Annotated in this window: 27 protein-coding genes; all 27 read right to left on the minus strand. The window is 37.8% G+C overall.

Annotated features, from left to right (window positions below; genetic code table 11):
- Position 1 precedes the first annotated feature (1 nt).
- The 27 genes from BLR37_RS16530 to BLR37_RS16660 all read right to left on the minus strand — a co-directional run bounded on the left by BLR37_RS16530 (position 2) and on the right by BLR37_RS16660 (position 25923).
- A complete protein-coding gene (locus BLR37_RS16530) occupies positions 2-1396 on the minus strand; it encodes a hypothetical protein (RefSeq protein WP_090770452.1) in 1395 nt (464 codons plus the stop codon).
- A 21-nt stretch (positions 1397-1417) separates the two neighbouring features.
- The gene (locus BLR37_RS16535) at positions 1418-2575 is read right to left on the minus strand and encodes a glycosyltransferase family 4 protein (protein ID WP_090770454.1); all 1158 of its coding nucleotides are present in this window, start codon (positions 2573-2575) and stop codon (positions 1418-1420) included.
- The gene (locus BLR37_RS16540) at positions 2568-3872 is read right to left on the minus strand and encodes a glycosyltransferase (protein ID WP_090770456.1); all 1305 of its coding nucleotides are present in this window, start codon (positions 3870-3872) and stop codon (positions 2568-2570) included. Before BLR37_RS16540 ends, BLR37_RS16535 begins: the two co-directional genes overlap by 8 nt.
- A gap of 3 nt (positions 3873-3875) precedes the next feature.
- Positions 3876-4598 carry a glycosyltransferase family protein gene (locus BLR37_RS16545; RefSeq protein WP_090770458.1) on the minus strand — a complete coding sequence of 241 codons (723 nt, stop codon included), beginning with the start codon at positions 4596-4598 and terminating at the stop codon, positions 3876-3878.
- Between the two features lie 14 nt (positions 4599-4612).
- On the minus strand, positions 4613-5557 hold the full coding sequence (locus BLR37_RS16550) for a hypothetical protein (RefSeq protein WP_090770460.1): 945 nt from the start codon (positions 5555-5557) through the stop codon (positions 4613-4615).
- Positions 5544-6749 (minus strand): glycosyltransferase, encoded by a 1206-nt coding sequence (locus tag BLR37_RS16555; protein ID WP_090770462.1) that lies wholly within the window; start codon positions 6747-6749, stop codon positions 5544-5546. The genes BLR37_RS16550 and BLR37_RS16555 overlap by 14 nt, the downstream gene beginning before the upstream one ends.
- Before the next feature lie 72 nt (positions 6750-6821).
- Positions 6822-7811, minus strand: a complete 990-nt coding sequence (locus tag BLR37_RS16560; protein WP_090770464.1) for a glycosyltransferase family A protein — start codon at positions 7809-7811, stop codon at positions 6822-6824.
- Positions 7812-8750: a glycosyltransferase family 2 protein gene (locus tag BLR37_RS16565; protein WP_090770466.1), complete on the minus strand. Its 939-nt coding sequence runs from the start codon at positions 8748-8750 to the stop codon at positions 7812-7814.
- A complete protein-coding gene (locus tag BLR37_RS16570; RefSeq protein ID WP_090770468.1) occupies positions 8751-9554 on the minus strand; it encodes a glycosyltransferase in 804 nt (267 codons plus the stop codon).
- A complete protein-coding gene (locus tag BLR37_RS16575; protein WP_143009599.1) occupies positions 9539-10345 on the minus strand; it encodes a glycosyl transferase in 807 nt (268 codons plus the stop codon). Before BLR37_RS16575 ends, BLR37_RS16570 begins: the two co-directional genes overlap by 16 nt.
- Positions 10346-10467: 122 nt before the next feature.
- The gene (locus BLR37_RS16580; protein ID WP_143009600.1) at positions 10468-11283 is read right to left on the minus strand and encodes a hypothetical protein; all 816 of its coding nucleotides are present in this window, start codon (positions 11281-11283) and stop codon (positions 10468-10470) included.
- A gap of 32 nt (positions 11284-11315) precedes the next feature.
- Positions 11316-12212 (minus strand): glycosyltransferase, encoded by an 897-nt coding sequence (locus BLR37_RS16585; RefSeq protein WP_090770474.1) that lies wholly within the window; start codon positions 12210-12212, stop codon positions 11316-11318.
- Positions 12205-12750 carry an acyltransferase gene (locus BLR37_RS25670; protein ID WP_090770476.1) on the minus strand — a complete coding sequence of 182 codons (546 nt, stop codon included), beginning with the start codon at positions 12748-12750 and terminating at the stop codon, positions 12205-12207. Before BLR37_RS25670 ends, BLR37_RS16585 begins: the two co-directional genes overlap by 8 nt.
- Positions 12735-13877, minus strand: a complete 1143-nt coding sequence (locus BLR37_RS16595; RefSeq protein ID WP_090770478.1) for a glycosyltransferase family 61 protein — start codon at positions 13875-13877, stop codon at positions 12735-12737. Before BLR37_RS16595 ends, BLR37_RS25670 begins: the two co-directional genes overlap by 16 nt.
- On the minus strand, positions 13878-14789 hold the full coding sequence (locus tag BLR37_RS16600) for a glycosyltransferase family 2 protein (protein WP_090770480.1): 912 nt from the start codon (positions 14787-14789) through the stop codon (positions 13878-13880).
- A 17-nt stretch (positions 14790-14806) separates the two neighbouring features.
- Complete coding sequence (locus BLR37_RS16605) at positions 14807-15514, minus strand: FkbM family methyltransferase (protein ID WP_090770482.1); 708 nt, start codon at positions 15512-15514, stop codon at positions 14807-14809.
- On the minus strand, positions 15514-16404 hold the full coding sequence (locus tag BLR37_RS16610) for an alpha-1,2-fucosyltransferase (RefSeq protein WP_090770484.1): 891 nt from the start codon (positions 16402-16404) through the stop codon (positions 15514-15516). The genes BLR37_RS16605 and BLR37_RS16610 overlap by 1 nt, the downstream gene beginning before the upstream one ends.
- Positions 16347-17273 (minus strand): glycosyltransferase family 2 protein, encoded by a 927-nt coding sequence (locus BLR37_RS16615; RefSeq protein ID WP_208599671.1) that lies wholly within the window; start codon positions 17271-17273, stop codon positions 16347-16349. Before BLR37_RS16615 ends, BLR37_RS16610 begins: the two co-directional genes overlap by 58 nt.
- On the minus strand, positions 17254-18030 hold the full coding sequence (locus tag BLR37_RS16620) for a class I SAM-dependent methyltransferase (RefSeq protein WP_167356628.1): 777 nt from the start codon (positions 18028-18030) through the stop codon (positions 17254-17256). Before BLR37_RS16620 ends, BLR37_RS16615 begins: the two co-directional genes overlap by 20 nt.
- A complete protein-coding gene (locus BLR37_RS16625) occupies positions 17984-19078 on the minus strand; it encodes a glycosyltransferase family protein (RefSeq protein ID WP_090770488.1) in 1095 nt (364 codons plus the stop codon). Before BLR37_RS16625 ends, BLR37_RS16620 begins: the two co-directional genes overlap by 47 nt.
- The gene (locus tag BLR37_RS16630; protein WP_090770490.1) at positions 19062-20195 is read right to left on the minus strand and encodes a glycosyltransferase WbsX family protein; all 1134 of its coding nucleotides are present in this window, start codon (positions 20193-20195) and stop codon (positions 19062-19064) included. Before BLR37_RS16630 ends, BLR37_RS16625 begins: the two co-directional genes overlap by 17 nt.
- Complete coding sequence (locus BLR37_RS16635) at positions 20180-21079, minus strand: hypothetical protein (protein WP_090770492.1); 900 nt, start codon at positions 21077-21079, stop codon at positions 20180-20182. The genes BLR37_RS16630 and BLR37_RS16635 overlap by 16 nt, the downstream gene beginning before the upstream one ends.
- Positions 21080-21092: 13 nt before the next feature.
- Positions 21093-21908, minus strand: a complete 816-nt coding sequence (locus BLR37_RS16640) for a glycosyltransferase family 2 protein (protein WP_090770493.1) — start codon at positions 21906-21908, stop codon at positions 21093-21095.
- Positions 21905-22816: a glycosyltransferase family 2 protein gene (locus BLR37_RS16645; protein ID WP_143009602.1), complete on the minus strand. Its 912-nt coding sequence runs from the start codon at positions 22814-22816 to the stop codon at positions 21905-21907. The genes BLR37_RS16640 and BLR37_RS16645 overlap by 4 nt, the downstream gene beginning before the upstream one ends.
- On the minus strand, positions 22809-23531 hold the full coding sequence (locus BLR37_RS16650; RefSeq protein WP_090770497.1) for an FkbM family methyltransferase: 723 nt from the start codon (positions 23529-23531) through the stop codon (positions 22809-22811). Before BLR37_RS16650 ends, BLR37_RS16645 begins: the two co-directional genes overlap by 8 nt.
- Positions 23522-24793, minus strand: a complete 1272-nt coding sequence (locus tag BLR37_RS16655) for an ABC transporter ATP-binding protein (RefSeq protein ID WP_090770499.1) — start codon at positions 24791-24793, stop codon at positions 23522-23524. The genes BLR37_RS16650 and BLR37_RS16655 overlap by 10 nt, the downstream gene beginning before the upstream one ends.
- Positions 24781-25923, minus strand: a complete 1143-nt coding sequence (locus tag BLR37_RS16660; RefSeq protein WP_090770501.1) for an acyltransferase family protein — start codon at positions 25921-25923, stop codon at positions 24781-24783. The genes BLR37_RS16655 and BLR37_RS16660 overlap by 13 nt, the downstream gene beginning before the upstream one ends.
- Between the last annotated feature and the right edge of the window lie 3 nt (positions 25924-25926).

Genomic DNA, 25926 nt, shown 5'->3' on the forward strand with positions numbered 1-25926 from the left:
CTTAAATACTTATCTGTTTTAAAAACTTTTCCAGGGCGAACCGACGTATTAATTCGTAGATAATCAGATACATCAATAATCCGCCAATGAGTTTGTTTAATGCTGATTCGAACATGTAAATGAGTATAAATAAGGGTATAATCATTCCTGTTCCAATCAGCTTGTTCGGACTGCTGGTCATCACGTATTTATAAACTGTACCTATCAGTAAACCATAAATGAATAAGCTGATAAACATGCCCGGTGCTCCGAAATCGATATAATTTTCGGTAACATAACCTAAACTGATCGAAGTTCCCTGTTCAGTACCGGCAACAAATATTCCAGAATATTTTCTTGTTGTTTCAGAATCGTCAATTGCCGACTTATTAGGGAACAAAATGCGCGGCTGTAATACGCGCGTTATGGCATCGCCCCATAAACGGCCATGCGTATGTGGAATAACCCTGGGAACGTAGTCTATGGTGGCAGAGAAATAATCAATGTAAGCTAACCTGTCTACGGTTTGTTTAAAGCCAACATTTATTGCGTTTTGATCTACCTTTCCAACTAAGTCTCCCAGCTTGCTTAATGACTCTCCTGTACCCCTTACTACATTTTGATTAATTTGGCCTCCGGAAAGGTATTTTCTATATTCTGGCTTTACATATTGCCATATAATGATCATATAGACTAGTGAAACTGTAATTGCTGCAAGCGGTAAAACTTGTTTGAATTTCAGCTCTTTACTGTAAATTAATAAAATACCCCCAAAAACAACGAGGAAATAATCCTTAAAGCTGGAGAAGAATCCGGTTAAACTCATGACTACTTCGGCAATTGCAATTATTGAAAAGAGCTTAAACTGCTTAGTATAAAGGCAACTTATCATGAAAATGAAAAAAATCATCCATTTAAAATCAGCCAGTTTAGAAATGGGTTGCTGAAGGCCACCAAAACGAAAAGAGCCTTCGGAGATAAATGGATAAATTAAGGTAACAATAATATAAATAGGAATAATTCGTCTCGAATCGTATGATAATGCCAGAGACTTATATTCAGTATCAGGAAGCTCATAGTTTTTAATAATGAAATAAATGCCGAGTGCAACGGCAACTAAACCAATATTTCCAAGAACGAAAGCTTCCTGTATATTTTTATAATTGTCAAAGGTTTCTGCAAAATCAATCCCCTCAAAATTTGCATAAAATACCTTGATATTAACTGAAGACCATTGCAGCATAAGGCCCATGAAAAGGAACGGAGCTTCATTTTTTTTCCATAAACAAGAGAATAAAATAAAGGGAACAATAACTGCAAATGTTGTTTGTAAAGGATTGTGGCTGGTAATTGCGTATAGTATCAACAGGAAAAGTAAGATTTTCCCCGAGTTCCCTATCGATTTAAATTTATCCATTTATTGAAATACTGTTATATTTTATTTTAGAATCCTGCAAATATTTGAAATTCCGGTGTCATAATCGAAACTGGCGATAATTTCCTTAGAATTTCTGCCCATTTCAATTAATAAATTTTTATCCAGCAATGCTAAAATATCTTCGAGACCGGTCAAATCATTTGCTCTAAATATCCAGCCGTTAAGTCCGGTTTTAACCAGATCCAGATGGCATCCCACTTTATCAGAAGTTATTACGGCCCTGCCCGATGCCATAGCTTCATTTACTGACAGGCCCCATGTTTCGCCCGGGCCTTTTGATGGTAAACAAAAAACATCGCAAGCCTGATATATGGAAGGGATTTCTTTTTGATTGACAAAGTCCATAAAGCTAACCCTTTTATTGGGGTGATTTTTTAATCCTTCATTGGCCAGAAGCCTAAGTTCGTGTTCAAGATTTCCGCTACCCACAAACAAAAGGTGTAAATCTTGTCGTTCTGATTTTAGAAATGCATTTAAAAGTAATTTCGGGTCTTTCTTTTCTTCAAATTTTCCAGCATAGAGAATCAAAATTTGATCTTCAGCAATTTGTAGCTGCGATCTGATTTCTTTTGCATCAGTTTCCCTTTCCAAGTTAAACCTGTCGTTATCTATCGCATGTGGAACATAAATCAACTGGTTGTCTTTGATGCCAAATTCCTTATAATAAGCTTTATTAGCCGCTCCAACATACAGAGCAAGGTCGATTTTTTGGTAAATACCTGACAATAAGATTTTTCTGAGCTGTTTTTTTAACCAATTTTGATCATCAAGAAGAGTAGAATCGCCACGGAACCATATTGGAATTTTACCTTTAAAGTAACGCAGAACCTTTAAATGGCTAGTGTTAGCCCATCCGTAAACCAATATCGCCTGGGGTGAAAAATCTTCGATATCTTTTATTATTGTCGGGTTTTTAATCCCTGTAAATGAGTTTAAACTTTTATTTCTGGCCGAATTGTGGAGGAAGGTGTAATTGTAGCCCGTTAAAAGTGGGATATCCCATCGAATATTTTTTTTGAACCCACTGTCGAATAAGGTATTATTTTTAGGATCGCCATAAGTGTAAAATACCCTTAATTCGAATTTTTTCGATAAAATAGAAAAAAAGGGACTGTAATATTGGATAGGATGCGTAATAACTACAGCTAATTTATTCATTGTGGGATTTTATTTTACCAATAACCCTGTCAAAAAGATCGCACTGTTTTTTAGTCATAGATCTTGCCCTGTGTTTTTCGAATCTCGCCCAGTTTACTTCCTTTTTAAGGAGGGTACTGTTAGCCAGGTTTGATAGAAAGGAGAGAATTGTATTTTGTGCTTCTTTTGCATTTGAGATATTGGCAACATCTCCTGCATTACATTCTGTTAAGGTATGAGCAGCACTACTTTCCATATTAAAGATAGCTAAAAGAGGCTTTTCCAATAAGATATACGGGTAAATTTTAGATGCAGTGTAAGCCGGGAATTCATGTCCGGGAATGAATAATGCATCTGCTTGTTGAAGGTTATAGATACTTTCATAAAATGAAATACGATCTGTGTCTTCGTTTACATAGTTCTCTAAACCAAGCTTTTCGGCTATACAAAACAAAGTTTTATTTCCTTGCCCTAATGGTGCATAACTCGTGCCGATGAAATGAAACCTTAAAAGTCCAAAATTTTGAGGATCTGTTTTTAGTCCTTTTTTAAAGGCACTCAGTAAAAGATGTACGGCCTTCTGCATATCATAACCGCCCCGGCCAACATAAACGATATGTTTATAGGCCGGGTTATTATCAAATGCAATGCGTAATTGATGCTGATTATCTTCTGCAATCTGTAAATCTTGTTTGAAGCCACCAAAAGTTATTACATCACTAGGAACATATCTGATATTTTCGTACCGTTCTTCTAATTCTGTAATGTAAGCTGAAGAAACTGCCATGATACCATCAACGCTTTTCATTGCAATGGGCTCCAGGTATTTATCTAACCGGTAAGAGAACCAAAATTTTTTAGGTTGCTGATGTTTAGGTTTATCTTTATAGTAGTCGGTAAACCAGGGGTCTTGCATATCGATGATATAGGGTATACCATATTTCTTTTTCCAGTAAGCCCCTAAAATACAAACGGGATATTGTGTTGTTGAAAAATAGATTAGGTCAAACTTTTTGGTTTTCAATAGCCGGTTAATATAAGCCTTGTAGTACCATAAGGAGCGTAATGCAATACTACCCAATCCAATTTTACTTGTCCATTCTTTATTTAAGGCATTAACATGGTGAATTTTTATATCTTGTGGTACAGATTTGACCAATAGATAATCAAATACTGCATCAGTATATTTCTCGGCCACACATACAATTTCTGCCTCCCAACCGAAATCTTTATAAAAGGGCAAACTCATCCTGATCCTTTGCATATCTGCTGCGTTAGAAGGAGGGAAATATGGAGAAATAATCAGTACTTTTTTCATCGGTTATGCATGTATTTTCGAAAAAAACTTAGGATATAGCCCCATCGTCATGTGTATCCCGTAAGCCTGGGTTATTTTTTTCTTCGCTTTACTGCTTAAAGGAAGCCCAATTTTGAGATAATACAATAATCTTTCCCAGCGTTTATTTTTCCAGTTGTGCCAGCCAATTGTTTTGTCATAATAATCGATAACACACTGGTAATTCCAACGCCAATCTAGTTGATAAACCCTGTCATTTTTAAATAATATATGGTTAAGAATTGCCTGATCAAATGGGCCCCAAATGGTTTGTGAAGGATCCAACGGCTGATATTCACCTTCATAATAGGCCTGCTCTAAAAATTTCAAAGCAGATCTGTCACAGACAATAAAACCTGTGTTTCCAGTCCATTTTACGTGTGTAGCAGCTGTGTTAACCTGTACAGCATCCATACATAAGCCCACATAACCTTCTGGTACTTCTTCCATTTCTGGCGCATCGGTTCTCAATAGCAGATCGTCGTCAATGATGATATATCGCTCAAAACCTGGCAGGATTTTGTGTGCCATTAATTTGGTAAAATGCAGCGAACGATCAAGATCACTTTGATAAGGTTTTTTTAGCAAGCAGCTCGAGTAATGATGTTTAGCCGCCCATGCTGCGAGCCGTGGATAGGTAAATTTAGTTAAATGCTCCCTGTCGCCAACCGAAACCATAATAACAATTGTATTTGCTTCTTTCCTCAAACTATATGTTTAAACTATTTAAATAACTTTTCTTTAACATCGCTCCAGTCTATTACCTCATCAACAATATCGTAAAATCCATTTTGAGATTCGGGAAGATTATTCTGCTCTATTCTATTGATTAAATCTGGTAATCCTTCATAGAAATTTTGATTTCGGTAGGGCGGGTGTAAAGACCACATTCCAGTTCCACTTCCTAAAAAATCTATTCTCGTTAACTGGTGTTTGCTCATTAAGTCAGATAATTGATGCTCGGGTAAATCGGCATTTGGATTACCTCTGATAATGGCTTTTAGCTGATCTTTTAAATCGGGTCTGGTTAATTTTATTTTGTAACGATTTATCAAAGATTTTTTAAGCATAAAAATCCTGGTGCTAAAACCAGCTAATTCGTACATGAAAGGTACACCATCAATTTTTTTTATAATATGTTGGCCTTTTAATTGTTCATTTTCTACAGGCGGACCGGGAAGTGGGGCCACACACAATAGGTTACTATACTGGTTAAATAGGCTGGCAGCTTCTGCTATCCATTTGCTGCTGTTTCCGCCTAAAAACATATCAGCGTCTAAATGAAAAACCAGGTCATTTTTGCAATGATAAAGCCCATAGAAATAAGCATAAAAAGGACCACCCCTGAAATCTTTTTCAGGAATATAAGCACTGTTAAAAAAGTACTGTGCGATTTCACGCTTTTTTGGTTCCGCGTAATCTACATGGATTACTTTTACCTCAAATGTTTCTGCAATATCTGTTAATAATGATTTAAGGTTAGCTATATTCTCGGTCCATCCGGTAGCAAACCTACCTCTGCTGGGTTTAGATTCTACCGTTAAGATAATTTCATCTACCTGATTGGCCAATGCTTTTAACTGATGTGGCAAGATAAATTTAGCGATGCGGAAGTCGCTTGGTGAAAGATTGATTTGTAAACTTACAGGTTCTTTATGATAAAGCATATTTGACCAAATTCAATAATTTTGTTTTCTGTATTTTCCAATCATAGGCGTAGGCCATTTCCTGACTGTTTGTTTTCGCTGTATTTATCGCTTCGAGATTGTTGAGCCACTTTTCAAGCGCTATATCGTCTGGCTTGTTGAAATCTATCAAAATACCGGGATTAAATTTCTTGAAAATTTCCTGCTGACCGGAGGTATTTGTTGCAATAATAGGGAGCCCAGACTGTACATACTGAAAAAATTTATTGGTTATTGTAAATTCCCTGTTTTTGGGTTGATGCAATTCTATAGCAAGGCCCACATCAAACTTACTCAGTGTTTGTTCCATCTGCGCAGTAGGAACCGGAGGATGGAAAAAAGCGTTAAATTTCTTGTCTATAAGTTTTTGGATTTCCTGTTGATATGCTGGTTCTATTTCCCCTATCAGATGGAATTCAACAGCAACCCTCAACCGGTTTATTATTTTAATAAATTCTTCTAATCCACGACCTTTTCCAATATTTAAAGAGAACCAGATCAGCTTTATCGGGAATTTAATTTCTTTCTCCCTTTTTAATATTTGCTGATCAACCTGAAAACTATTGTAGATTACTTTGGGCTGTTGAACACGATACCTTATAGCCAGCTGTTCGGCTAATGCTTCGGAAGTAGTTGTACAATATTTGCCGTTTTTTAAAGCAAATGCCTCCAGTTTTCTTAAAAGTTTAACAGGCCTTGATGAGACTGCTTCCTTTAATAAATCTTCGGCATGCCAGTCTTCAATGTCGAAAGCAACATTTAATCCTGCCTTCAGTAGTTTTGTGCCGATATAAAGCGGTAATTCCTGATGGCAGATGTACAAGTCGGCTTTTATTTTTTTACTTTTTTGGATGTAAAGCTTAGGTGCATAACCAAGTGCGTAACAGGTTTCCCAGTTAGAATATTTGATCAGTAAATTCCCGGCTTTTTTAACAGCCCGATGGACGAAACTGCGGAAATTATTTTCCGATAGATCTGCTATATGTTCGATGTGGATGGAGGCTCCGTTTAAAAGGGCCAGATCGGCAGCCGCCAAAACTTTAGAGTAAATGGAGTTTAAAAGGTGTACCTCATAACCGGCTTCTGCAAGTGCAAGCGCTTCTTTCAGCACACGCGGATTGCGGCTCAGGTGGGTATGGGTAATGATACAGATCTTAAACACTACGTTATTCATATCAGTGCAACATCGAGGTATTGGCCACTATTTTTAAGTTCATATTGGAAATAAATGTCTGCGTTATAAAGTCTACACTTTTTCATGGGCTGCTTGTAGAAAATTGAAGTGTTTCGAAAGTCTTTTTGGAGACTTAATAATTTTATAGCAGGTTAAAGGAGATTTTATCCAGGTTAATAAATATCTGAAGATATCGAATATATTAGCTTTAGTCCATAAAACCCTTGCAGCCTTTAACGATAATCCGGTATGCAGGAGGCTGGTAATATAAGGTTTGTTCTCATTGCGTGCTTTTAGCCAGAGTTCGTTGGCGAGATCTATGCGTGTTTTATCGTCATTACCCTGAAATATAGACGATATCAGTAAAACCTGATATGACCCCCACAACCATGGCTTTTGGGACCTTGCTGTATTCAATGTCTCAGAAAAATTAACCAGGGGTTCGTTTACCAAAAGGATTGGATGCGGTATCAGCCGCTCCCTGTAGTGTTCGGTAACATCTACGGGCAGGTCGTCAGGGGTGAGCCATTTATCCGCTTGACCGGTTTTCCAGAGCATAGCGCTATTGCATATTTTTGCGCTGCCACACTTATCTTTCAAAGTATAACCGTAAAATTCGGTTCCTGTTTTTTTATCCCATACGGTATTTCCAGTCCTTATCCAGCTACCACCTTTAGCCTCTAACCATATATTTTCATTCGATACGGCAAGCATGATATCCGGCTGGTTAGCAAGTGTAGCGGTCATCTTATTCAGGAAGTCTCTTTCCCACCAATTGTCGTCCTCCAGTATGCTGGCGTATTTTTCTTGGGCTTTGCTGGCAAAAGCATAGTTGAAATTTCCTGTTGCTCCTCTTTTTATGCTGGGAACAGAAAGGTAAATTCTTTCATCTTGATAACTTTCAATAATTAAGGCTACATTATCATCTGATGGATCGTCATTAATTACCTCTGCAATCCAGTTGGTATAAGATTGATCAATGAGCGACTCCAATGCCCTTTTTAACAGCTTTGGCCTTCTATAGGTGATGACGAAAATCCTTACCCTATCATTCATGCTCATTTATAGATTTAAGGCTGATTTTATTTTTTTGGTCAATTTCCAGCCCAATAGTGTATTAAGAATACGGGTAATACCTCCTGATTCGGGTTTTAGGGCTGAACCGCCCAAAGCTTTTACCTGTGTTTCTATTTCCTTAATCAAAGCATTACTGTATGGATAAATCTCATATATACAGCTTTGCAACATATTGGCGCATGATGCTTTAACACCCTCCTCATTATAGGCCTGTATTGCGTAATGTGTTGAAAGATATACCGACCGGTAAAGTGAATGATAAGCTTTTTGACCTTTTTTGCCAGACAAGCCGTTTATGCCCGATCTGTAGTACAATAAAGCTGAAGGGTTCATCACAATGTTATTGGCCTTAAGAAAAACCCTGGTAAAAAATTCCAGGTCATCGTTAAGGTTGAGTTCTTCATCCCATAAACCAGCCTCATCAATTAAAGATCTGTGCATGAGTATACGCCCGGGAGCAGTCATAGGATTGCAGGCGTGCCAGTACCGTAAAATCCATTGTTTAAAACTCAGCTGCTCATCCGGTGTAAACTCCGCTTTAAAGTTTTCGATATTATTTTGATAAAACCGGCCCCATCCCGAAACTGCAACTACATCTTCTTTGAAATTGATGGATTTGAACTGAAGCTGGATGAAATTTTCGGGGATGATATCATCTCCATCAAAAAATACAATATATGCTCCGGTAGCTTTACTATAGGCTACATTTCTTGCCGCTGCTGCTCCAGATTGATTTATTGAAAACACAAAAATCCTGGGGTCGTTGATGGCATTAATCTGAGCTAAAGTATCATCTTCTGAGCCATCGTTTACCACAATGATTTCCAGATGTGGGTAGGATTGGTTACAGAGCGATTTTAAGGTATCTGCTATGTATAAACCACAATTATGTGCCGGAACGCAGATGGAGATTAGGGGTAACATCTATTTTATGCCGTGCTTCTTTTTTAATTTTTCAAAGATAGAGGAAGTAGGATAGCGCTTATTTTTATCATAATGATAATTTTTCCATACTTCGTTCCATAAGTGCAGCGTATATGAATTTTTGGTAATCCTCCGGCCAGGCATCGTTTGTGGCTTAAAGATAGGCCTTACCAGTTCCTTGTACTTGCTTAAAGCGCTTCTATCTTCTAAAATCAGTTCCCCAACATTTTTCCAGTTTATTGGATTGAAGAAATCATATTCCAGTGCATTTTCTCTCAATTTGAGGTCTTTTATAGCCTCTTGAAACAGAAAAGGACCTGCCAGACCGAAATCCATATTTATAAGGTCGATCTGATCAATTTTATCGAGGCAGTAATCAAAGAAAAAATGATTAACAGGCGCTTTAAAGATGCAATTATTGACTACTGAACCATATTCTCCCTCATTACTTGTGCAGAAAATAAGATCTGAGGTTAAATCGAGATATTTAAGGCAGATAATATCCATGTCTACCCACCATCCACCACGGTTTTTTATCAGTAATAATCGAAATACATCAGCGAAACCTGAAACAGATCCTTTGGCCCATCCATCTTTATACCTGAAGATAGATTCTTCTTTCATGATCTCATTGGCATCAAAAATCTTAGTTCCTGAAGGAATATTTTTGATATCCTGATAGGTATATAGATGAAATTCGTGCCCGTGATCCAAAAAAGATTGTATACACAATTTTTCGACATTCGATAACTGCTCTCCAATCCATAGTGATTGGACATGTTTGGGGACTAAAATGTTTTCCATGCTTTTGCGAAATAGGCAATTTTGGATAAATCAACATAATGATGAAGTATCCCTTCTTTTTGAGTTACCTGATCAGGTGTTGGGTTTACAATGTATTTGTCTTTATTTAGGCGCACTGATTTGGTTTCCCCGATAATCATTGCGGTTAGTGCCTGCTCCAAGTAGTACGAAGTTTTTTCAGCCTCTTCGAGCCCGCTTATCCAGTTTTCGAGTGTTCTCCAGTCTATAGCCTTACTTTTTAGTCCTACAACCCCAACATTAATTAAAGGCTGAATTTTTGATCCGGATAGTTTCTCCATTAGTGTGGTGGTGTAGCCATAAGATTGTTCACAGTCTTGCATAAAGAGAGGACTTTGTGGAGATTTTAGCCAATTAGTGATGTCATTGGCACTCTGCCAGAACAACATATCCGAATCCAGCACAAGTTTCCAATCATTACCATCCTGAATTGAATGGATATCGGTTAGCTTTTTAATATGTGGATAAACACGCCTTTTATGGTGGAGAACAGGGAACTCGCCTTCTGGTAAGACCTGGTTTAGATTCTTTTTTATCTGTAATGCATCAACTATTTCGATTTTTTTTACCTGTTTATTGATTAGAGAAATAATTTCCGTATTAAAAGTACCATCGTCAACCAGTATAAACCTGAATACTCCAGGGTGGTATTTTACAGCCGAGGTCATGCAGAAAAATGTTTGGTAAAGGTATTTTTCACCTGTCAGGAAATAAACGGGCAAACCATCCGGATTGGAGCCGATTTCGGGAAGTGATCGGATCCCTCTTTTCATTTTAAGGTTGTTAAGCTGCATCTGCCAATAGCTAAATATACCCCCATAGCGTCGGTACGTTTTCAATTTGCCTTTTGGATAGCGGTACAGTACGTCGATTATTTTTTGGTTGAGCATAACATTTAAGTGAGGAAGAATGCATCGCGCCAGAAAAGATGCCTTACATTGCTGGTGTAATGTCTGCCGGTGTACTGCTTTTTTGTTGGACTAAGGGATTGATTATCATCATTAAAATTACCAATAATATGCTGCCCCCACAGCACTCCAAGCGAGGCACTTGCTATTTCAGCAAAAATGGTTTGCTCTGATAAGAAATCATAATCGGGATGAATAAGGTTTAAGGCCTCTTCTATTTTATGTTCTTCATATAAGTTTATTCCATGGGCATAAATAAGACCAGCGTTAAAGCTGCCATATTTTTGGAGGCTGCCCTTAAAGAATTTTAATAATCTTTCATCATATGACCCTTTCCAGTCGGCCGACCCACCACATGCTGTTGTTACCTGGTTTTCGGGCCAATAGGGCAGAAAATCCTTAAAAAACAAGATGTCGCTATCGATCCAAACCACGGGCTTTTCTTCTGCATGGTGTAAAATGATGGCCAGCTTTTTACCGAAGGCATTTAACCGGGCATAGGCTGCAATGGCTTTTCTACCTTTTGTTAAATGATAATTTACACTTTCTTCCCAATTGTTAATCTGGATTTTACCTTTCCAGAATTTTAAAGAAGTGGCAATTTTTTCTGATGAAATAGAACCATCAGTAGTTATAATAAGCGTTGGTAGTTTTGACCAGTTTTTGCTTATGGTTAACAGGCACAAACTTACCATTTCAATATGTGCTTTGCCCGTCATCATCAGGATAACCTGATCTGATGTATCCTTTTGGCTGGTTTTATAGGTTTTAAAGCGCAGTAAAAATTTATATATCACTGGCATCCGGTAGGCTAAAGATTTTTTTATCTTATTAATCATGTTGCCAGGCCATCAAAAGTGCCACATGCACCTTTCCATTTAATGTAATTGGTTTTATTGCTCCAGGCTTTATAGGCAAACCAAGCCTTGATTTTCCTGATGGGTAGGGTATACCGTGGAATTTTCTTCCATGGACAGATGTGATGTGACAGCAGCAGTACCACCCACGACTTGCTGCTTTCCTTGGTGAGTTTGCTGATGTATTTAAAAGTGGTGCGAGATGGGGGAATAAGGTGCTTTAACTCGAGCGATGGAAAATATCCCACTTCCCAACCTGCTTTTAAAACTTCTATAACGATATCATTATCGCCACCTGAACTTAAGGTATTACCGGTCCTGTCTAAGATGAGGTGTTCTTTATTCAGATAGTCTGTTAAGGCATTCATCCGCAAAACCATTCCTGCACCAACTGGCGATACTTTGGGGTAGGTATTGTCCCAACGGGCCAACATCACCTCGTCACCAAGATTTCTGATGGCTAGCAATTCATAAAAATCTGCTAGCCAGGCTTCAGGCTCATTGTCGAATGCCGGAAGAATTTTGCCGCCAGCTGCCCCTAAATTTAAGTTTGCAGAAAAAAATGAAGCTGCATTTTCCAGATAATCTGGCATTAAGAGGTTATCGTCATCAACCAGAACAACAAGTTCGCCCTTTGCAGCCCTTATGCCGGCTAAACGCGCATGGGTAAGTCCCTGTTTGAACTCTTTTATCAGTTGATAACTGAGGGCAGGGGAGCAGTTGATTTTTACATCTTTGCTCGAGTTATTATCCACAATGATTAATTCCCAGCAATCTTTTGAAAGGCTTTGTTCTTCAAGGTGTTTGATGGTTAAATCTAACTTCTCCTGATTGGGATTATAAGTGGAAATAATTACACTAATCAGTTTAATCATTTCTATAGCCGATAATTTTTGCAGGAACACCAACAGCGATTGCGTATGGTGGTAAATCTTTTGTAACTACTGCACCTGCACCAACCACACAGCCATCGCCTATATTTACATTACCCAATATTTTAGCTCCTGCGCCAATCCAAACATCGTTACCAATGTGTACAGGCAACAAAATGTCGCCCTGAGAACGGATCAAAGTGTGCTTTGATGGAATGTCGTGATTAGAACTCACAATGGTGGTCTGCATGGCAATAAGTACATTATCTCCAATCCAGACATTTCCATGCCCGTAAATCACCGCATATTCTCCAATGTATGTTTTTTTTCCAATGTTGATCTCTCCGCCATAAGCCTTCAATACGCTGCCTTTTAATAGCTCAGATCCTGCTCCTACAGTGATGGTTCCTTTTTTAGCTGAAAAGCCCTTTGAGATAAATACATTCTTGCCGATAGTAACAGAAGAGGGGATCGTGATGCCAAAGAGCCTAAAATAAATCCTGTAGCAAAAAGATATCAATCGTGTTAGATAAAGTTGCATAATGTTTCCTTTAAATAGCTGAAGCCCGTTTCCTGATTATCTGCATTGGAAAAATCGAGGTTTACAATATAATGGTTAAAACCTAAAATACTAGAAATGCGGCTGTAACAAGGCTGAAAACTTTTGCCGTTAGGTAATATTTCCAGCACTTTAGTACCTTTTTTACAAAAAATAAGATTACTCAAACCCGCTCCATGAGCTGAAATAACATGTGTGGCTTCTTGCAGGGTATAAATGGTTTCTTCGGGCGTAAGCCGGTTAAGGTCAACGCATTTTATTTCCGGAAAAATATCCAGAATTTGTGCTTCCCAGCTAATGTGTCTTTCTTTTAATCCTGCTCTGGTTATCCAGATTATCTGCCTGTTGCTGCGTTCCCGATCTGGGGCAAATTCGACTTTAAATAAGCTTAACAGCGCATTAATACACCATTTAGATAGTTGCTGATCGTTAATCAATCGATTTGTAAACAGTAATTGTTCGCAGGTTATATGATCTGTATCCATTACCCAGATTATTTTATCCGGATTAATATTTGCTTTTTCCAGCCAGTTTAACTTCCATGGTGTTGATGGTCCGTTGAGCAGAATATAGCTGGTAAAATCAATGACTTCGCGGCAGTAATAAAGTTTTAAAAGCGATTCAAAAAAATAGTGGTAAAAACCACCATCAGCACCGTTAGTCAGACAGGAAAGTACTTGTCCCGCTAAAGTTTTCTTTGCAGGAAAGTGAACCATGTTGGTAAATGGCGAATCGCCGAGTGCCGTGGTCCATTCTTTTGCCGATTCTTCAATAAATGATCTTTTTTTGGCATCGTAAACCAATCCGTTGTTGCCGATAATGCTACCGCCAGGTATTTTATATAAAATTCTGTCAGGCGCTTTAAAAATACCAGTCAATTCATACCGGTTTTGACCGTTAACTGTTCTCAGGATGGGAGGATGATTTAAAAATGATGCACCGTTGGCATATACAATTGTATCGCCTGTTTCAGTCTTTAAAACCATTGGCCTTTCTTCAGGCACGTCAATCGCTTCTCCTTTTTTATTGCGATACAGTTGATCAAAAGACCTGATTTTATAGGGATAATTGGTAAAAAGAAATGTAATTATTTTTTTGAGAACCTTCATTTATTGTATCATCTTTTTAACCAGTGGAAACAAAATACCTGATGGAATTATTTTGCTTAACAGGTATAAAATGTAAATTTTATCAGTCTTTAAACGCAGGTTGTATTTGGTTTTTAAATCGATAATTTTTTTAAGTTTTGAGAAATTACCAGATAGGATAAATACATTTTGCACCTTTTTAATTTCAGACTCGATTGTTGATTTATTTAACAGATCGGAATAATCGCAAAGGTACCGCTCAAGAAATTTAAGTCTACACTCCCAGCACCAGAGTTGATCTCCGCTTAGCCCATGACTGTGCCGCATTGAAAAAGCGATGGTACTGTCGATGTGTTTAAACCTGGTTCCAGCCAGTGCCAATCTGATATGGATATCTGCATCTTCCCAACACTTTAAATCTTCATTAAATCCATTAATGCTGCGGAATGTATCGGCATGATAAGCGGTATTAATAATACCCAGTGGATTTGTCAGGAAGTAATCGGCTGGTTTTGCCGAAAGTTCAGCCTGGTTGTAACGCCAGCGGATTAAAACAGTTTTACTCGCGATATCTATCCAATCGCAATTGCCAAATATAACTTCAGCATGGTTATTAGTAATAGCGTTTTTAACTTCTTCAACAAATGTACTGCTGAATTTATCATCTATATCATGAAAATGGATATAATTACATTGAGTAGCTTGAGCAAGAATGTTACGTGCCGCACCAACACCTTTATTGGTGTCAGCTGTAATATATTTATAACCTGTTTTTTTGATTAAGTTTAATGAATCGTCAGTGCTTCCGTCGTTGTAGAAAATGATTTCATCAAAAGGTGAAGTCAGATCCTTAAGATGTTCACAAAATTCAACAATATAATTTGCACCGTTAAAAACAGGGATTAATAATGCTATTGTTGCCGAATTTTCCATTAAAACCAGCGTGGTTATTACCTGTATTTTAGCAGTGCTGAATCCATAAAAATATCGTTCAGAAAAGTATCCGCAATGAGAAAGTATCCGTTTCTTTTCAATATCGCCCTGATCTGGTCATTCTTTCTCAAGAATCCTGACTCGTCAGTATGAAGATTTTCGACACAGATGATTTTGGGTTTGGTGGTTTCGAAATTATAACTTTCGAGTACTGATTCATCTAAACCTTCTACATCTAAAGAAAGCAAATCGGGAAAAATGCCATTGCAATAAGTTTGAATAATGCTGGAGAGGCTTTGGCAGTTGATACCAATAACTTTTTTTACAGGGTAACCCTTAGCTGCGAGTTCTTCGGCCTGTTTCTTTACAAAAGTATTGAGCTCTAGCTGTTCCATGATGTAAAAATCCAGGTTTTCTGAATTTGACGCACTGATGCCAATATTGAGATTCTGATCCTGAGGACGGAATTTTTTGAACGCAGCTATGAGATCGGGGTTTGCCTCAATGTTGATCCCGCGGCATCCAAATTTATAGAATAATGCCGTATTGCTAAGGTGATAAGGATGATGTGCTCCAATATCGAGGTAGCTTGGTCTTTCAATTCCAAGGTATTCCCTAAAAATGGATTTTATAATCAGATCTTCGCCATATTGAGCATAAGATATTCTTTTATACCTGTTGTTTGGCTCTAAGGTATTTAATAATTTTCTAAGCAAATTTTTCATTATTTAACTGCTATTTGTTCCCAGCTATCAGGAATAATATTTTTAGGATATTCTGTATTGATATTGAAACCCAGCCAATATTCAGGGCAAAATATCTTTTTGGTTGATTTGGCATTTAGGTAAGCAGCCCACCAGGCAAAAGAGCTGTTGGATACGATACAAATGTCGGCATTCATCATAATCTGAAAATCTATAATCAGCTCATTGTTATGGAATTCGGCATTTTCGAGGTGTCCAAAATTTAATCTGGCAAATGCTATATCATCGCTGATAAATAATAATCGGTAGTTGTTCAGATTCTTTATCGCCGCAAAGCATTTTTCATAATAGGTAATTGGGAGGGTTAAGTTGTTGCCACCCAGGTTTTCTAACCACCAATCGTCCAGGTTAAGGTAATCGCCTCTTCTTAAATGAATTGCAATGGTTTTTTGTTGGGAGAAAGTTTTTTCGAACTGGTTATTAAAAGCATTTTTATGTTCTGGCCTGACCTTAATCAATTCACCGATATTATCTTTTGTCCCCTCAAAAAAGCTTTCCGACTGAAAATAACCTACATATATTTCATTGTCTTTTGCAGGAGTATTTTGGGTTATTTCGTAATGTTGAAGAGGCTTTAAAGTATAGCCCTTTTTTATTTTCAGGATAAGCTTACGCAAAAAATTGAGTTTTGAACTGTATTGCGGAAGTTCGAAATAGTCAGGTAAAGTAAAGCGCTCTATTTTTTCGCTGATAAAATATTTTGTATTTAATTTTTTTGAAAGCGCGGTGATAAAAGCATATTGAAATAACTGATTGCCCAACCTGCATTGTATAGAAATACCAACCATTGTTATTAAATATACTTGTTTATTTTGATCCAGATCCTGTGTAACAGGTATCTCAGTTTCCATTGTGTTACGGGGCCATGTGCATCAGGGCTACAAATCAATTCATGGTCTCTTGCCCAGTTCTTACCCATTTCCGGGTTATGTGTTTTCGCTTCCTGATGCACATGAGCCACTGCCAAAGGCGCTTTAATTAGCTTTTTCTTTTTGCCAGGCAGCATTCTTAGCCACAGTTCATAATCCAAAGAACAAACCAGTTCTTCCCAAATTGGCTGATGTATTTTTGCCGACCAGAAAGTGGCAGGTTGTTGCAGCGTTGGCATCCTGATCAGGGCATCTAGCAAAGGGAGCGTTCTGGTAAGGCTCGTTTCATTCTTTTCAGCGTCAAAATTCTGCGAATAGCCATATACAAATTCTGTTTTGGTTGCCATAAAGGTGCTCATTACTTTATGAAACGTGTTTTCCAGGTAATAATCATCACTATTAATCCATGAATAATAGGCGCCGGAAGCGAGGCTGAACCCTTTATTGATGGCATGACCTTGCCCGTTGTCTTTTTTTATCTCCCAAAAGCTAATCCATGGAGCATATTTTTCGATGATCTCCTTTGTTCCATCTGTACTGCCACCATCCATAATAATATATTCGAGGTTTGGATAGTTTTGGAGTAATACCGCCCGGATGGTTTGCTCAATGTACTTTTCCTGATTATAAGATGGTGTTACAACAGTTAACTTTGGCCAGACTAAATTTTTCTCATAAATTTCGGCCTTTACCTGTACATCCCAGGGCCAGCCGGTAAGCTGGGTATTGGGTTTGGGCAATTGATCTAACTGGCCTCCATCAGGAACAACAACTGTTGGTAACGGGATATTAACCTGAGCGGTTAGATATGTATTTTTGTAATCTGAGAGCTTAGGCAGTTGTATCTTCAAAATTTTTAACTGTTTTTTTTGCAATAACCACGTAGTTCATGGTATTGGTATAATCGGTAACATGGTTATCAAGATGTTCGAATACGATATTGATAAGCTTTATCAGCCTCAGCGTTTTGACAATAAACCCAATGATTTTCCCCTTAAAGCCTTTAATATTATATAGGGTTGGGTAGATTGCATGCAATAAGGCTTGTCCGGCAAGGGCCCATTTCCCTCCACAAGGGCAGATGGTTTCAATTTCAAATCCAGCATGTTCAATGGTGTGTTTAAAACCATATTTTGTAAATCTATAAAAGTCGAAAGGTTCTTCGTGTAATGGCCAATACATCGGACCGCTGATAATTAAATATCCGTTAGGCTTAACTAACCTGTAAGCTTCGGCTACCAGTCCTTGTGGATTTTCGACATGTTCAATTGTTTGTGTACTGATTACCGTATCAAAAAGGCTGCTCTCCATTGGTATTTCATCAGCATTGCAAATGATATCGACAGTGTTGTTTTCACTCTGCACAATATCGCATCCCAAATAACTTTCAATCTGGTGTTCAATTAGCTGTTTGTAGGGTTTGTTGCCACATCCAATATCAAGTAGTTTGCCTTTTGCATGTTGTTTTAATGCTTTGAATAATTCGTCTTGGTAAAATTTGTAATGAAGATACAGCGAATGATCGCGGTTGATATTCAAATCATTTAATCTTCTGATTTCCCTATCTTTCACCTTGTAAACGTCTGATGCAGTTTTGGAAAATTTCAACTTCACCCGCTGGTTGCACAGCGAGTGTTTGAGGAATATTTTGCTGTCTTAACAAATTTATAAGGCCATCTAAGTCATGATAAGTCATTACACCAGGATAATTATAAAAGCTTCTCGATGCCGAATCGTTGGCAATAATCGGTAATCCACAAGCTAAGAGTTCGGGTATGCGTGTAAGTGATCCGGAGCTAGGTTCCTGGTGGATGAGTGCATAATCTGCTTGCGCTATCGTTTCCAGCAATTCATCAAAATTTAAGGTTCCCAAAACATCAATATTTGCGCCCAATGCTGATGTTTTTAAACGTTCTGAACCGAAGCCGGCAACAGTGAGCTGAACAAAATCCAGGTTGTTTAAAGCCGCTATAATGGTTGAATAGCCTTTAAAAGTTGGTGGATTATGAAATGTGCCTAAGAGCAATAAATTTATTTTTTCAGCAACCTGATATTTTCGGTCTTTCCTTTTTTCGTTTACCTGCAGAAAATGTTTCATTAGATCCTGCGGTGGAAAATAAGGTAGATAAGCCGAATTTAATCCATAAATAGAAAGAAGCCAGCTTTCCTCTCTTGAAATGGTAAAAACCATATTGGCAAGTCTTAAGAATGCAACTTCTTCTTTAAACCATGATGGCGATTTTTGTTTAGAAAATGCACTTTCGTTTCCGATAACTAATGATTCGATATTATGCGGTATGGCAACAAATGGAATTTTATGCTTGCGTAAAACCTCGGCCAATAATAAATAATAGCCGGATGTTGATTCCCAAATAAATAAATCGGGTTTGCAGTTTTTAATAAAAGATTCAAATTTAAGGAGGTAGCGCCCTATAGCATAGGTAGTTTTTATCCCTCTTCTTAAGTTTTTGAGCCTCGAACTACCTTTTATAAAGGATTGAATATGATTCGGTTCGGGCTCATATTGATCAAAATCCACTTCTTCGAATGCAATACCTGCTGCATACAAAAGCGCATTGATTTGGGCCGTCCGTTTGTTTCCGCCATGTCCGTGCATGTCGGCCTTAAAATGAGAATGTTTAAATACCTTGGTCATGGCCATAAATTTCCTCTTGTAAAACTTCCAGATATTGAAGACCAAACTTTAAATCGGGTTCCAAATGGTTTCCTTCGGCCCATTCGTTCCACGATTTTAGAAATATTATTCGCTTTTGGGGATCGCTGTTCTTAACCAGATTGATATTATCTCTTAAATGAATACGAAATAGCTCTGGAGTAGAATCCCTCAAAATCAGTCCGTTTAGGCCACTTCGTGGCGAATTGTCCCAGTTGGGAACGATACAAGGAAAGGATTCAAAATCTTTGTTTTTAGCCCTGGTCAGAAAAGGTATCGCTTCAGCATACTTGTATAACCTCAATGGCCTTTTAATCCATTTGTGAAAATGATAGGCAAGACCTGATTTATGTAACTGGTTTCTAAGTTTTTTATAAAGATAATGTTTGCTATTGGGAATTTTATGGTACAAGTTACCCAATAAATTGAGGTTTACTGCATCGCAGCCGTTTAATTTAGGATCCCATTCTTCGTCTGACGTGTTGGCAACAATGTATAAGCCTTTCAGTCCATTTTCAGTTGCCAGTTTTCTAAAAAGATTGGTGAACCCGATGAGATCAGGTATTTTGTCTGGCGAGTAAATAAAGAATAAAGGTTTATCATCAACTTTGATATAGCGTTCATCCCGAAAAGCTGTTAACAAATAATTAAAATGATCAATATAGTCCTGTTTTCCGGGATAAGTTTGTTCAATTAATATTTTTGAAGGGTTGCCATGCCAAATGCCCGACCAGCTCTCGTTTGCCCAGCCAATGCAAAATGGGAAGTTTGGGCTGCCGCTGCTTAAAACTTCATTGAAAGGCCTTTCGAGTAGCCTTTTTCCATTTCCAAACCAGTAATGCCAATAGCAGAAGCCCTCTATACCGTATTGCTTTGCGAGATCGGCCTGTGCAACCCTGGCTTCGTTTAATCTTAAATCGTAAAAGCCCAGGCTAGCAGGAACATGGGGTTGATAATGGCCTTTAAACAAAGGCCGGGCCTTTGCTACGTTGGTCCATTCTGTAAAACCCTTTCCCCACCATTGGTCGTTTTCGGGAATAGGGTGGTATTGGGGCAGATAAAATGCAATTGCCCTGATTTTATCTACACCTGCTCCCATTTCTTATCTTTTATTTGTTCGAGGAATTTTGCTTTGGCCCATTTCACAAATGGGATGTCTTCATAACCTGAGATATCATATTCTGGAAATATATCTGCTGCAATATCTTCCCTGATGAAGAAGGCGTTAAAACCATATTTTTCTACACCAACGAGCCTATACCCCTTGTGTGAAGCCAGTTTTATAAAAGCATTCAGCGATGCACCACTGTAAACACCAAAGCCATCTATAAATTCAGTTTTAAAGTTATCGGCATAAGGTACAGTAACTGAATCGCCGGCCCCGAATATACATTGAACTTCTACTACTACAACACGGGGTTTTATCACCGTAATGCTATCCCAGATCCAATAATCTACACCATCCATATCGATAGAAAGCAGGTCTATTTCTCCGGTATAATCCTGGTTGGCAATAAGTTCGTTTACATTGTTTTTGGTGATCCAGGCATTTACAAAGATGGGGGGGAGGGTGAAAGTATCAGGATGTGAACGATAAAACTTTTTGCCTTTTTCAATAGCTTCCGTATTTCCATCAAACAGCAGTGCCTGCCAGCCGTGGTTGATAATCAGATTGGCCGCATTACATTCTATCCCATCAGAAGCACAAAGCTCCACAATTTTTTTGTTCGTAGTGCCAATTGCCGCGAAAATGAACAGCAGGATGCCATCTTCCGAATTTTGCGAATATTTTCTAAAACCCACCTCGTTAAAATCATATTTTCTTATTTCTTCTTTCTGAAGTGCCCTGTATTGGTTTTTAATAATCAATTGTGCAGTTTGTTCGCCTGCAAGTAGCTTTCCGGTATCTTTCAAAGATTCATCAACTCCATTCATCAATCTTTTTAGAAATCGGTTGAAATATGTTGAAATGATTTTTTTCATGAATAAATAGACCTTAAGGTTTTAGCCGGTTCATAATTTTCTTAAAGAAGCGTACGAATAATGATTGTTTTACTGCTGGTGCCTCTATTGGTTTTAATTGATGTTTTGCATTTACAATACTAAAGTTGGTATCCATCAAGTGCTGATTTCTCATCATGCTATTGTCGTGCAGGCGGATCAGCGTCCGGGTATCTGCTTCAGCGTGGTGATGAAATAAATAACCTGATTTGAGACACCTGATGTGGAGATCCCAATCTTCAAGGGCAGTTAAAGATTCATCAAATAAGCCTATTTCTTTAAACAAATTTGCAGGGTAAAGTGGAGCAGATATCACAAATGGGTTTCTAAACTGAACCAACTCTTTTTGGCTGGCCGGGCTATCTTCCAACTTCAATTCTACATGACCAATAAAATTATTGCGGCCCAGCACTTTTAACTTTGCAGGGGCCTGACTTTCAAAATAACGCATACTCGAATAAATGATTATGCGGTTGTGATCTCTGAGATAATGATATTGGGCTATTGTCTTTGCCAGTTTATCTTGCTCAATTAAATCGTCGGCATCTAATAGTTGAATAAAATCGCCTTTGGCAATGGAAATTCCCAGATTTCTGGCAGCAGATAAACCTTTATTCGGCTGAGCTTTGTATTTAAATCTTTCGTCTTTATTTAAGTAGCTAAAGGCTATTTCTTCAGTATCGTCATTAGAGCCATCGTTTATTATAATGCATTCCCAATGCGGATAACTTTGACTTAGACAGCTATCCAAACTCATTTTTAAATATTTACCCTGGTTGTAGCAGGGTATAATGATGGAAACAAGTTTCATCTGATTAAATAAGATAACAATCGTTTATGAAATCGATAGCCGAGCAATGCCGGATTAATTTTTAGCAAGAGCTGATATTTAAAATTATCCCGGTGCTGTAAAGTAAGAACATTTAAAAAATTCAGGTATGCCGTGCGGTCTTTAATGGTTTTTAGCTTTCTCCGGTACCATACTTTGAGATAATCGCCGAAAAGTCTTTTGTAAAGTGGATTAACGTTTTTATATAAGCTATAAATGACATCGATGTTCGCATCCATTGCAAGTTTATCCTGATGGGTTGTGGATTGGGCATGAACGCGGTAAGTGGCCAGGGCCTGGCTGGTTGATTTAAACTCAAAACCGCGTAATAATAATTTAAGCCAGAGTTCATAGTCTTCGCTTATGCCTCTGTTGTTAAATAGTTCCACTTCAAAAATTGCCTCACGTTTTACCAATACGGTTAACAGGGGAATCCTGTTATAAAATAAAAAAGATTCTAAACCTTTTGCACCGCTGTAGTTTGTATTGGTTACCCCGAAGCGTTTACTTTCTGCGGTGGCATCATCCTGTAAGTATGCATCTGAAAATACAAGTTCACATGTTGATTGGTGAAAAAAATCGACCATAACTTCCAGCTTGTGTACTTCCCAGAGGTCATCGGCATCCAGAAAGGCAATAATCTTTCCTTTAGCCTGTTTAATACCCTCATTTCTGGCCAGGCCCTGTTTTTTGTTGGTTTGATAAAAGCTCCTAATTCTATTATCTAATGAGGTAAAGTCATTAATAATTTTAGCGGTATTATCCGTCGAGCCGTCATCTACAATAATCAGTTCCCAATCCGTATAGCTTTGCTGAATAACAGAATTTACAGCTTCATTCAGGAATGCTTCCCCGTTGTAAACAGGCATAATGATCGAAACTTCAGGCAATTTTTTTAAAGAAAAGCGTATTCTGTGTTTTGGCTATCATCTGGTAACCAACACTGGTTAGGTAAGTAGATATTTCCCCATGAAAGGATTTCATAACGTCGGCAAATAAATCTTCTACAAGGATTAGATTTGGACGGAATTTTGTCCAATCGTTCGATTTTAGCACTTTTAAATCCAGACCTTCTACATCTACCGAGAGGAAATCGATTTCTGTTTCCCCCAGTTTAGGTAAGTTTTGTTCCAGTACTTTAGCTAAGGTGTTGGTTTTTAGTATGGTTTTGTTCATCAGCTTAACGTTGGGATAGCTTGAAAAAATAGCTGCGTTTTGGGCATCGAATGTATTCAGCTCCGCACTGTTGAACATAAAATATTCCAGTTCGGCTACCTCGTCAGAAATTGGCTGCTCTATATTGATATCATAAGGCCTTACCTGATCGAAAAGCGCCATAGCACCCGGCATGGCATCGATATTAATTCCTCTCCAGCCCATTCTATAAAAATAATAGGTATTGCTTATTGTGGAAGGGTGATGTGCTCCAACATCAACATAAATGCCATAATGTTTTTTGCCGAGTATCCTTTCAATTAACCGATCTTCTCCTTCCTGCGAAAAAGTGAGTATCCCTGAATCTGCAGATTGGGTAATAATCCTTCGTTTCAGGAAGTCGGGCATCAGTTTTAACAGCGTTTGTATTGTATATTCCTTTAAGCCCATTTCCCTTTAATCAAGAATGCAATTTTTGAGGATTGATGCCCTATACTATCTGTTTGGTAAAAATTACCGGATTCGATTACCAGTTCTCCGATGGGTTGAGCAGGCATATCAGCAATAATATTATCCGCTTTTATCAGCCCCCTGATAATATAGGTCCTGTTGCTCAGGTAATTATCAGTGAGTTCGAATGAGTAATGATTTATCCCCTTTTTAAGGTCGAAAACTTTGTTCTGGTAACTGCTATAAATAACCGATAACATATTTTCGTCTTCATCATGAATGGAAAAACCAATATCTACATTGGCAGTATCAGCGATAGCATTTAGGGTAAATTTAAAAACAATGCTTTCGCCATTAAGGAATACTGATTTTTCTTCAAGGTTTTTGTTAAGTATAGTGAAGTCGTAAAATTGAACAACGCCAGATCCTTCCCGTTTAGAAGCTGGATTTATTTTTACGAGACTTTCTTTATTAGCATGATAATAATGTTCAATTACGCGTTCTGTACGGTCGAATAGTTCTACGCTGCCTTTGTTTAGCAGAATGCTGTTGCCACACAGCTTTTTAATAGCCGTCATGTTATGGCTTACAAAGAGTACTGTCCTGCCTTCGCCTTTACTCACCTCGCTCATTTTACCCAGGCATTTTTTCTGAAATTCTACATCACCAACAGCCAGCACCTCATCCACAATTAAAATCTCGCTTTCGAGGTGGGCAGCTACTGCAAAGGCGAGCCGTACGTACATGCCTGAACTGTATCTTTTAACAGGAGTATCCAGATAACGTTCTATACCAGCAAAATCTACAATTTCATCCAGTTTGCGCTGAATTTCTTTTTTACGCATGCCCAGTATAGCACCATTTAAAAAGATATTTTCCCTTCCCGAGAGCTCAGGATGAAAACCTGTACCAACTTCTAAGAGGCTTGCAATCCTGCCATTACCCGAAATTTTTCCGGTTGTTGGGGCAGTAACCTTGCTCAATATTTTTAACAAAGTGCTTTTTCCTGCACCATTTTTACCGATGATACCAACAGCATCGCCCTTTGCAATTTCAAAATTTATATTCTTTAAACTCCAAACTACATTACTTTCACTTCTGATATTTTGGTCATTACTTTCTCCAACCAGTAATAAGGGGTCTTCTTTTCCTCTAATCCGGGCATACCAACGTTCGAGATCGCGGCTTATTGTACCTGTACCAATCTGGCCGAGTTGATAGGCTTTACTTAAATTTTCAATTTTTATTGCTATTTCTGACATTTAGATCTGTTAGTTAAGCGCTTCTTTAAATTAAGAAAGTGTTTTTCAAAACAATAATAGGATAAGAAGGCAACAAAAATTGAAATCAAAATATTGAATGGAAATTGAGCCCTGGGAAGAATTTCCGGGTTATAATTTAGTGGAACTATGAAGAGTTGTTGCCATATATACAAACTATATGATATAACTCCCAATTTGACCATTACAGCATTATTTAGTGTGTTGTATATTAATCCTTTTGCATTTATGATTGTTGCCAGAAGCAGGTAACCTATAGCTAAATCAGATAAGATATATCCAAATGGTAGCAGGAACTTTCCGAACATGCCCCTGTGCAGGCTGTAATAAATGAAAAAAACCAGGAATATTGCCAGAAAATGAAAGTACTGATTACTCCAATATTTAGCTAAAGGGTTAATAAATCTTTTAAAACTTACAATAGAGAGCAGAGAACCTAAAAATATAGCATCTGCACCATTTAGAAACGGACCTAGGGTCTCCTGATAAAATCCTGCTTTATACCAAAGCACACGTAGAAGTTGAGTTAATACAATCAGTGATAAACTGAACAGCCACGCTTTTTTCTTAATAGCATAGATTATTATTGGCCAGATCAGGTAAAACTGTTCTTCTACCGATAATGACCATGTATGACTCGAAAGCCAGGGGTTGTTGTACATTATGAAATTCGTGAAATAGCATAACATTCCCCAAAAAAAAGAATTACTAATTCCAAGACCGAAGTAACTGTTTACTATACAGATTGTAATGATATATAAATACAATACCGGAAAAATTCTGAGTGCCCTTTTTATGAAAAAATTAGAGATAACTATTTTGCCATTTTGAACAAATTCCTTTAGTAGTAAGCTTGTTATCAAAAAACCGCTTAAAATGAAAAAAATTCTAACGCCAAGTTCTGCATATACAAATCTTTCAAAAAATCGATAGTAAGCTGTACTATTGAGAACTGTTGATTTAGCATGGCCTAGAATTACCATTATAATGGCTACTGCTCTCCAGCCGTCTAATGAAGGGAAATATGATTTTTCTAAAAAGCCTGGAACAGTGAAACTACTGTTTAGCTTACTTAAAATTGAATTCATTTTTTCTCTGCCAGGAAGAGCCATTAA

Origin of the sequence: Pedobacter soli, assembly GCF_900101435.1 — a bacterium.
Lineage (GTDB): Bacteria > Bacteroidota > Bacteroidia > Sphingobacteriales > Sphingobacteriaceae > Pedobacter > Pedobacter soli.